At 74.8% G+C, this 10,361-nt stretch carries 2 protein-coding genes; both read right to left on the minus strand.

Going from position 1 to position 10,361, the window contains the following annotated elements; all coding sequences use genetic code 11:
- Positions 1-494 (minus strand): acyl carrier protein (locus tag ACFYOH_RS38325; RefSeq protein ID WP_388635528.1); only part of this gene is annotated, 494 nt, incomplete at its 3' end.
- Between the two features lie 66 nt (positions 495-560).
- Positions 561-10,352 carry an SDR family NAD(P)-dependent oxidoreductase gene (locus tag ACFYOH_RS38330; protein ID WP_388635530.1) on the minus strand — a complete coding sequence of 3,264 codons (9,792 nt, stop codon included), beginning with the start codon at positions 10,350-10,352 and terminating at the stop codon, positions 561-563.
- Between the last annotated feature and the right edge of the window lie 9 nt (positions 10,353-10,361).

The following is a 10,361-nucleotide window of genomic DNA, read 5'->3' on the forward strand; positions in this document are numbered from 1 at the left end:
CCTGCGTGCACGGTCGGCGGGGTGCCTGCGTGCACGGTCGGCGGGGTGCCTGCGTGCACGGTCGGCGGGGTGCCTGCGTGCACGGTCGGCGGGGTGGCCTCGCTCGACGCTTCGGCCCCGGTCGTCTGCAGCCAGCGCCGGGCGAGACTGATCGGACGGGCGTCGGCGAACACCTCGTCCAGGTCGAACTCGATGCCCAGCTCGCCCTCCAGCTCCGCGACGAGTTCCACGGCGTGCACGGACGTTCCCCCCGCGTCGAAGAAGTCGGCGTCGGGCGACAGGTGTCCCGCGGGCAGATGGCGGCCCGCCGCGGCGGCGATGGCGGCGGCGACGCCGTCCACGTCCCGGGGCGGGGCGGGGGCGGCACCGGAGTCCGCACCGGTGGCGGCCTGCATCACCCTGGCCAGCAGGTCGTCCACGCCGAGCCCGCCGCCACCGCGCTCGATCGCCTCGGCGGTCGCCCGCTGCCCGGAGTCCTTGGTCACGTCACGCATGAGAGCCCTTCATCGATGTGCGCGTCTTTCCGTTGCCTTTGACGAGGTCCGTGCTGCGGGACGTCCTCACCGCTGCTCCCAGGACCGGAACGCCCTCAGGTGGTCCGGTGTGACCACGGCCTCCAGGCGCTCGTCGTCTGGGTCACCGCCGCCGAGCGCGGCCACCAGTCGCCGTGCCGGTACGTTGCGCTCCGTGCGCTCCGCCGTCAGCCGGACTTTCGTGCAGCCCAGTTCCTCGGCACGGTCGGCCAGCCACCGCAACAGGCGTTCCTCGACTCCTCGGCCGAGCGCCCGGCAGCTCATCAGCCAGGCCAGGACATCCAGTTGGTCACCGTCAGCGCGTACGGCAAGCAGGGCGATCTGGCCGTAGTCGCCGAACCGGTCCCGGGCCGCCGCCGTCCACACCTCGCCCCGCTGCCGCCACCGGGCGACGTCGCCGCCGTCGGCCGACCGGGAGTGGAGCGTGAACTGGTTGGTGCGGCGAACGAGTTGCTCGGCCCGCTCCACGTCGGCCTCGCACAGCGCCCGGATATCGACCTCCAGTTGCAGCTGCGCGAGGAACTCCTCGAACCCGGCGGCTGCGCGGACGGTCTCCCGTTCCCGTTCCTGCGCGTAGAACCGGGCCCGCAGCGCGTCCTCGGCGGTCGCCGCCGCGGGGACCAGCGGCCACAACCGGCCCAGGAACTCCTCCAGTTCGTCCGCGGACGGGCAGGTCACCGACAGCACCTGCGGCAGCGCGGAGCGCACCTTGGCGATCTCGGCGGGGTTGTCGTCCAGGAACAGGAAGCTGTCCAGGCCGAGGCCGAGCGTGCGTGCGGCCTCGGCCAGGCGGCCCGGCTTCGGTCCCCAGGCGGCCGACAGCACGCTGAAGTGCTCCGCCCTCAGCAGGCTGTCCGGGCGGTCCAGGACGGCGCGGACCGTGGCCTCGTCGTTGTTGCTGACGAGCGCCAGCAGCGCGCCCGCCTCGCGCCACTGCAGCAGCCTTCGCGCGAGCAGGGCGCGCGGACCGGTCAGATCGACGGCCTCGGGACCGATCTCGCCGGCGACCCCGCCCCACAGGGTCTCGTCGCCGTCCACCGAGATCACCTTGGGCATGGGGCGCAGCACCGCCCGTACGACGTCGGCGAGGCGCAGCGCCACGGCCGCCTGGAAGGGTGGCGTGAAGGGCAGGTGGGCCAGCCGCTCGGTCCGCTCGTCGAAGCGTTCCCCACCGGGGTGGTGCCGGGTCCACTCGTCGGTGCCGAGCACCGCGATGCCGGGCAGCCCGGCCAGGTCGGCGGCCACCTCGCGCTCCCACCGCGTCAGCCGGTCCTCCTGACGGGCGGCGGGCAGGAAGCCGACGATCAGCGGCTTGCGGGTGCGTTCGTACAGGGCCTTCAGCGCGGCCGGGTAGGCGGTGCGCAGCTCGGCGAGCAGCGCGTCGTCGACCGGGCCGAAGCGCTCCAGGTCCACCGCCCGCAGCAGCACCGCACCCACCGCGGTCGCGGGGTCGGCGAAGACACCCGAGGGGTCCTGGAGACTCGCGAGCACGTGGTGGTACGGCGCCTCGGTGATCGCCGGTCCGCCGTCCCCGGCCTCGTTCTCGACGGCCGCCTCGCACATCAGCGGGAGGTTGCCGAGGGCGAAGGTGGCGGCGAGGGCCAGGGACCGGCGAGGTGCGGGCGCCGTACCCGCGGGAGCCCGGGTGCCGGCGCGCGCCGGTGCCGCAGGGTCCTCGGCCGCCTCCCCCAGCGACCGCAGGAACTCCTCCCCCAGCTCGGCGGTGGTCGCGGCGTCCAGGATGTCCAGGTTGTGATCGAGCCGGACGCTTGCCGCGTCCGGGGTCATGGTGATCATCAGGTCGAGGTCGGAGTAGCCGGTGCCGGCCGGCAGCACCTCCAGCCGGGTGAGGTGGCGCGCGGACCGTACGTAGTTGAAGTAGACCTCGACGAGCGGCGCGTTCTCCCGGTGCAGGCCCTGCCGGGCCAGGGTGGCCAGGACGTCGGAGAACATGGCGCCCTTGGCCAGGAGGCGCTGCAGGCGCGCGTCGGTGCGGCGCAGCACCTCGGCGACCTGTTCGCCCGCGCGGGCCTCGGCCGGGAACGGCACCGGCACGCCGAAGAAGCCCACCGCGTCGTACGCCTCGGCGTGGATGCGGGTGTCCACGGGCACGGCGAGCACGAACCGCTCCCGTTCCCGCTTTCCGGCCAGCAGCACCGTCAGGGTGCCGAGGCAGAAGGCGGCGGGAGTGACTGCCAGCCTGCTCGCGGCCGCCGCGACCCGTTCCATCAGCCCGTCGGGAATCGTCACGGTCACGCTGCCGGCCCGGTACGACCGGGTCGACGGGCGCGGCCGGTCCAGCTCCAGGTCGAGCCGTTCGCTGCCGTGGAAGTGCTCGCGCCACTCGGCGCCCGCCCCCTCGCCGCCCTGCTGGGCCTCGATGAGCAGGGCGATGTCGCGGTTGGTGACGGAGGCGCCGAGGGAGGTGCCGGACAGTTCCGCGTCGATCTCCCCGGCCACGAGCAGCAGCGACTGCAGGTCGCCGACCGCGTGGTGGGCGCCGAACACCAGGATCTGGCCGCGTGCGCCGCCGTCCACCAGCTCGAACCGCCACAGCGGTGTCGTCGCGAGGTCGAACGGCGGCTCCAGCAGGGCGCGCAGGCACTCGGCGGCGTCGAGTGGGCCTTCGACGGCCGTGCAGCGCAGCACCGGCTGTGCCGGCTCCCGGTCCACGCGCAGCTGCCGTACGCCTTCCTCCCCGGTGATGATCGCGGTGCGCAGGGCCGCGTGCCGCGCGACGAGCCGGGTGAGGATGCCGGTGAGCGTCTCCGGTGTGGTCGGCTCGGTCAGCCGTACGGCGAGGCCGATGCCGTGCGCCGCGTCCGGCATGCCCGGCCGGGCGCTGCGCAGCAGTCGTACGACGTCTCGTGTCGCGGGCCGCAGTTCGGTCTCCGGGACCGCCCCGGCGAGGTCGCCGGAGTCCTGCCGCGCCACGGCGCCCCGCTCCGGAAGGCCCTCGGCCAGGGCCTGGGCGAGGCCACGGATGTCGGACGCCGCGAACACGTCCGCGGCCGGCAGCTCCACGCCCAGTTCGCGGACGAAGGCGTTGCGCAACCGCACCAGCATCAGGGAGTCCAGGCCCAGTTGCTTCAGGGCCGTGGTCGCCGACACGTCGACCGCTCCTCCGGAGACCTCACCGACCCGGGCCCGGACGTACGCCTCCAGCCAGGTGGCACGGTCCGGGTCGGTCGTCGCCGCGAACACCTTCTCGACGAGGTCGTCCGAGGCGGCCGTGCCCGTCGGGACGGTGACCAGGTCGCCCAGGATCGGGCGGGTACGCACGGCGTCGGGGACGAGCGTCAGCATCTCCCGGTCCAGGGCGATCGGCGCGAGCTGGCGGCGGGCGGTGGCCAGGACCCGCTCGAACAGCTCGCCTCCCTCCTGCGGCGAGAAGGCGACCAGGCCCGAGCGGCTGGTCTCGGCGGCCCGGGTGCCGGACCCGGCGACCATGCCGACACCGGCCCAGGCACCCCAGTCCAGGCTCAGCGCCCGGCGATCGGAGCGGGAAAGGTGGTGTGCCCAGGCGTCGAGGAAGGCGTTCGCCGCCGAGTACGGGCTCTGCCCGGCCGACCCGAGGAGCCCGGCCGCGGAGGCGAACAGGACCAGGTTCCGGGCCTCCGGGATCAGCTCGGTGAGGAGAGCGGTGCCCAGGACCTTCGGGGCGAGGACGCGCAGGACGCGTTCGTCGGTCAGGCTCGCCACCGTGGCGTCGTCGAGCACACCGGCCGCGTGCACGACCGTGGTGATCGGGCCAGAGGCGTGCCGTACGGCGTCCAGGGCGGCCGTGAGACTCTCCCGGTCGGCGACGTCGGCGCGGGCCAGGTGCACGGTGACGCCCCGCTCTTCCAGACCTGTGATCCAGTTGACGGCCTCCGCGTCGGGCGTGCCCCGGCTCATGAGAGCCAGTCGGCGGGCCCCGCGGCGGACCAGCCGCTCGGCGACGACGCGGCCGAGGCCGCCCAGACCGCCGGTGATCAGGTGCACACCGTCCACGGAGGTCTCGCCGTGACCGCCGTCGTCCGGGCGGGTGTGGGCCAGGCGTGGCACCAGGCGGCCGGTGTCGCGCAGCGCGACGAGCCGTTCGTCGTCGGCGTGCCTGAGCTGGGTCCACAGGGCGTCGACGCCGTCGGTGGGCGGCAGGTCGATCAGCGTGGTCGACAGCTCCGGGTACTCCTGCGCCACCGCGAGCCCGAAGCCCCAGGCGAGCGCCTGCTGCGGGTTGGTCACCCCGGTGCTGTCGCCGGCTGCCTGGCTGCCGCGTACGACCACGAACAGGCGCGGAGCCCGGCCCTGCGGACGGCCGGCGAGGGCGCGCACCAGGTGCAGGGTGCTCAGGCAGCACAGCCGCGCCGCCTGCTCGGCCGATCCGGCGTCGGCGATCGCCGGGGCGTCGAGGGCGGTCAGCTGGACCACCTGCTCGGGCTGTCCGCCCGCGAAGGCCTCCTCCAGCAGCCGGGTCAGGTGGTCGGGGTCGGCCGGATCGAGGACGTAGCGTCCCGGTCCCTCGACGGCGAAGGCGCTGCCCCTGCGGGCGACGACATGCGGCACCGAGGAGCCGAGCCGCTCGCCGAGCGCGTCCGCCACCCCCGTGTCGTCGGCCAGGATCAGCCAGCTGCCCTTCACCGGCGGCTCCTGCGCCACCGGGCGCGGGTGCCAGCGGGTCTCGTAGAGGGCGCCGTCCAGCGGCGAGAGCGCGGCCAGCCGGAACCCCTCCATCTCCAGGACGAGTTTGTCGTCCTCGTCCCAGATCCTGAGGTCCAGGGTGGCGATGTCGCCGGACACGGTGCGCAGTTCGCAGCCGGCCCAGGCAGGCGTGGTGCGCAGGCCGGTGAACCGCAGCCGTCCCGCCCCGGCGGGCACGAACGCCCGGCCCTCGGGCGCGTGCTGGGGCAGGGCGGCCGTGTGGAACGCGGCGTCGAGGACCGCGGGGTGCAGCAGATGGCCCGCGGCGGCCCTGGCGGCCAGTCGGCCCAGGCCCGTCGAGTTCCCGCGGCGGCCCTGCTCCAGGCCCCGGAAGGCGGGGCCGTAGTCGATGCCGAGGGCGCTCAGCCCGGCGTACACCCCCGGCAGGTCCACTTCCTGCGTGCACCGCTCACGCATGGCGGCGAGCGGCACCTCGTCGAACTGCACCTCGTCGCACCGCACGTCGTCGGGTCGCACGTCGGCCGGGGGCTGCTCGCCGGACACTGCGATGCGTCCGCTGACATGACGCTCCCACCGCGGGCGCCGCTCACCGGCGGCAGCGGAGGCGACGGTGAAGGACCGGAAGCCGTCCCGGGCGGGCCGCAGCACCAGCTGCACCCGTACGGGCCGTTCGGGATCCATCCGCAACGGCTGCACGAACTCGATGTCGCTCAGCTGGGCTTGGCGACCGCCCTGCACCGCGGAGGCGGCCTCCAGCACCATGGCGAGGAAGGCGGCGCCGGGCAGCCAGACCTCGCCGTCCACCCGGTGGTCGTTCAGATAGGCGAAGCGGCTGTCCCGCAGGTCGATGTCGCTCTGGAAGAGGTGCCGGTCGGGCTCGTCGCTGGACTCGACGTGGGTGCCGAGGACCGGTGAGGAGCCCGTGGCGGTGGCCGGGGCGGGCGTGAGCCAGTGGCGTTCGCGGGCGAAGGCGTACGTCGGCAGTTCGACGCGGCGGCCTTGCGGGAACAGCGCCGGCCAGTCGGGCGCGTGCCCCGCGACGTACAACTCGCCGACCCTGCGCAGCAGGACATCGGGTCCGTCCTGCTGACGGCGCAGCGAGCCGACGCCGGCCACGTCGATCCCGGCCTCCGCCGCCACCGCCTCGATGGCGGACAGCAGCGAGGGATGCGGGCTGAGCTCGACGAAGTAGCGGTAGCCGTCGTCCAGCATCCGCCGGATGGTGTCGGCGAAACGGACGGGCTGCCTGAGGTTGGCGTACCAGTAGTCGGCGTCCAGCCGGTCGCCGGAGACGGGTTCGGCCAGCACCGTCGAGTACAGCGGGGTCGACGCCTGTGCGCCCCGGATACCGGAAAAGCGGTCGAGCAACTCCGTGCGCAGAGGTTCCATCAGCGGGGTGTGCGAGGCGAACGGCGTCGACAGCCGTCGTACGGTGATCCCCCGCTCCTCGAGCCGGCGGCGCAGCTCGGCCAGTGCGTCGGCGGCGCCGGAGACGGCCGTGGAGCCCGCGCTGTTGACCGCGGCGACGAAGAGCCGGTCCGCGTAGGGGGCGAGCAGTTCCTCGACCTGCGCCCGCGGCAGCTCCACCGCGACCATGCCGCCCTGCCCGACCAGCGGGACGACGGCCCGGGCCCGACCGGTCACCACGGCCACGGCGTCGTCCAGGCCGAGGGCGCCCACGCTGTACGCGGCGGCGATCTCGCCCAGGCTGTGCCCGACCACGGCGTCCGGGACCACGCCGAGCGCCCGCCACGCGGCGGCCAGCGCCGCGTTGACCGCGAACAGCACCGGTTGCAGGCACTCGGTCCGGTGCAGCGGGGAGAACTCCTCCGGTGCCCGCAGCGCGTTGAGCACCGACCAGCCGACGTGCTGCTGCACCGCCTCGTCGATCCGGGTCAGCTCCTCGCGGAACGCCTCCGAGCCGGCCAGCAACTCCAGGCCCATCCCCGGCCATTGGCCGCCGTGCCCGGAGAAGACGAAGGCCACCTTGCCCGTCTCCTCCTCGCGCGGCGTGGCCGGCTGCGCCCGTCCGGAGCTGAACGCATCGAGCGCGGCGCGCAGTTCGTCCACGTCGCCCGCCGCGAGCGCCGCCCGCCAGGGGAAGTGGCTGCGGTGCCGGGCCAGGGTGTAGGCGACATCCGGCAGCGGTGTGTCCCCGGTCAGGTGCCGGGCCAGCCGCGCGGCCTGGCCGCGCAGCGCGGCCTCGCTCCGCCCGGACAGGATGAACAACCGCTTGCCGGACGGAAGTTCACCTGCAAGGCCGGGCTCCGGCGCGGACGGCGGGGCCTCCTCCACGATCACATGGGCGTTGGTCCCGCTGATCCCGAAGGCACTGACGCCGGCCCGCCGGACGCGCTCCTTCGAGGCCGGCCACGGCACGGCTTCCTGCAGCAGATGCAGGCCGCTGCCGTCCCACTCGACGTGCCGGCTGGGTGTGCCGGCGTGCAGGGTGGCCGGCAGCATCCGGTGGCGCAGCGACTGCACCACCTTGATCAGTCCGGCGATGCCCGAGGCGGCCTGCGTGTGCCCGAGGTTGGACTTGAGTGAGCCCAGGTACAGCGGGCGGTGCCGGGGGCGGGAGGCACCGAAGACCTGCGCCAGGGCGTTCGCCTCGATCGGGTCGCCCAGCGTCGTGCCCGTGCCGTGCGCCTCCACGTAGTCGATGTCGGCGGGTTCGAGGCCGGAGAGCTCCAGGGCCCGCCGGATCACCTGTTCCTGCGCCGGGCCGTTGGGCGCGGACAGGCCCTGGCTGCGGCCGTCCTGGTTGACGGCCGTGCCGCGCAGCACCGCAAGCACCTCGTCGCCGTCCCGCCGCGCGTCGCCCAGCCGCTTCAGTACGAGCATGCCGGCGCCCTCGGCCCAGACGGCGCCGTCGGCGTCGTCGGAGAAGGAGCGGCAGCGGCCGGTCGGGGACAGGCCCCGCAGCCGGCTGAACTCCACGAAGGTCTGCGGGGTCACCATGAGCGTCACACCGCCGGCCAGCGCCAGGTCGCACTCGCCCGACCGCAGCGCCTGCGCCGCCAGGTGCACCGCGACGAGCGACGACGAGCACGCCGTGTCCACCGTCAGCGCCGGGCCGTGCAGCCCGAGTGCGTACGCCAGCCGGCCCGAGGCCACGCTCAGCGCCGACCCGGTGCCGACGTATCCGTCCAGCTGGTCGAGCCGGGAGCCCGACAGGTAGTCGCTGCCGAACATGCCGACGTACACGCCGGCGGTGCTGCCCGCCAGTTCGGCGGGGACGATCCCGGCGCGCTCCAGCGCCTCCCACGCGGTCTCCAGCAGCAGCCGCTGCTGCGGATCCATGGCGGCGGCCTCCTTCGGGGTGATGCCGAAGAAACCCGCGTCGAAGGACCCGATGTCGTCCAGGAAGCCGCCCTCCCGGGCGTACGACTTGCCCGGCGCCTCCGGGTCGGGGTCGTACAGCGACTCGACGTCCCAGCGCCCGGCCGGGAACGGGCCGACCGCGTCACGGCCCTCGGCGACCAGCCGCCACAGCTCCTCCGGGTCGCCCGCGCCGCCCGGCAGGCGGCAGGCCATGGCCACCAGGGCGACCGGCTCGTCGTGCGTCGCGGTGCGGGTGTGCGGCGCGGCGGGCGCGGGACGGCGGGCGGCGGGGCCGCTCGGCGCGATCACGGTGGCCAGCAGGTGCTCGGCGAGGCGGGCCGGGGTGGGGTGGTCGAACAGCAGGGTGGCCGGGAGCCGGGAGCCGAGGCGGGCACCGATGCGGTTACGGAGCTCCACCGCCGTCACCGAGTCCATGCCGAGGTCGCGTAGCGGCTGGTCGGCGCGGACGGACTCCGCCGAGCGCAGACCGAGGGCGCGGGAGGCCTCCTCGCGGACCAGGGCCAGGACGCGGTCGGCGCGCTCGGCCTCGGGCAGCCGGGCCAGCCGGTCCGCCAGGCCGTCCGCGCCGTCCTGCCCGGTGCGGGGCGCGGGAAGCAGCGAGCGCCACAGGGCGGCCGCACCGCCTCCCGGGCCGGCCGTGGTCTCGCGCAGGCGGGACAGGTCAAGCGCCCAGGCGACCAGGTGCGGGGCGTTCCGGCGCAGCGCGAGTTCGACGAGGTCGCGGCCCTGTTCCGGAGTCAGGGCGCGGTGGCCGAGGCGGGCCATCCGCTCCAGGTCGGCGTTTTCGGCGGCGAGTCCCTCGCCCGCCCAGGCGCCGAAGGAAATCGACACCGCGGGCAGCCCCAGGGCACGCCGGTGGTGGGCGAGTTGGTCGAGGAAGGCGTTGGCGGCGGCGTAGTTGGCCTGGCCCGCGTTGCCGACGACACCGGCGGCGGAGGAGACCAGCAGGAACAGGTCGAGCCGCGCGCCGGCGGTGAGCCGGTGCAGATGGGCGGCGCCGTCCACCTTGGGGCTGAGTACCCGCGCGAGGCGTTCGGGGGTCAGCTCGGCGACCACCCCGTCGTCCAGGACGCCGGCGCAGTGCACGACGCCGCGGAGTTCGTGGGCGACGGAACCGACAATGTCGGCCAGGGCCGCGGCGTCGGAGACGTCGCACGCGGCCACCTCGACCGCGGCGCCGAGCGCCGTCAGTTCGGCGGTGACCTCGGCCGTGCGCGGGTCGTCGGCTCCACGCCGGGACGTCAGCAGCAGGCGGGGCACGCCCCGTTCGGCGAGGAGCCGGGCGATGTGGCGTCCGACGGTGCCGAGGCCTCCGGTGATCAATACGGTGCCGTCGACGGGTGTCCGTGCACGGTCCGTGCCGGCGGCGCGGGCGCGCATGAGCCGGGGCACGAGCAAGGTGCCCGAGCGCCCGGCGAGTTCGGGCTCGCCCTCGTGAGCGACGGCGGCTAGCAGGGCGGCCGCGGGATCGGTGTCGTCGAGGTCGAGCAGCGTCAGCCCGAGGTCCGGATGCTCGGCACGGGCGCTGCGGGCCAGGCCCCACAGCGCCGACTGGGCGAGGCCCGGCACGGTGTCCCGGTCGTCGGCCGCGACCGCGCCGCGGGTCACCCAGATGGTCCGGGCGGGTGCCTCCTCCTGTGCGACGAGGGTCTGCAGTTCGGCCAGCGCGGCTTCCGTCATCTCCCGTGCGGCGGCGGCCGTTTCGGCGTCCTCGGCCGGTTGTGGCCAGAACCGCACGAGCACGTCGACACCCGTGTCGTGCGCCTCGGCCCCCGCCGCTTCGAAGCGGCGCGAGGCCGCAACGACGTCCGGGGCGGACGCGTCATCCACGACACGTCG

Source organism: Streptomyces sp. NPDC007856 (assembly GCF_042868225.1).
Taxonomy (GTDB): domain Bacteria; phylum Actinomycetota; class Actinomycetes; order Streptomycetales; family Streptomycetaceae; genus Streptomyces.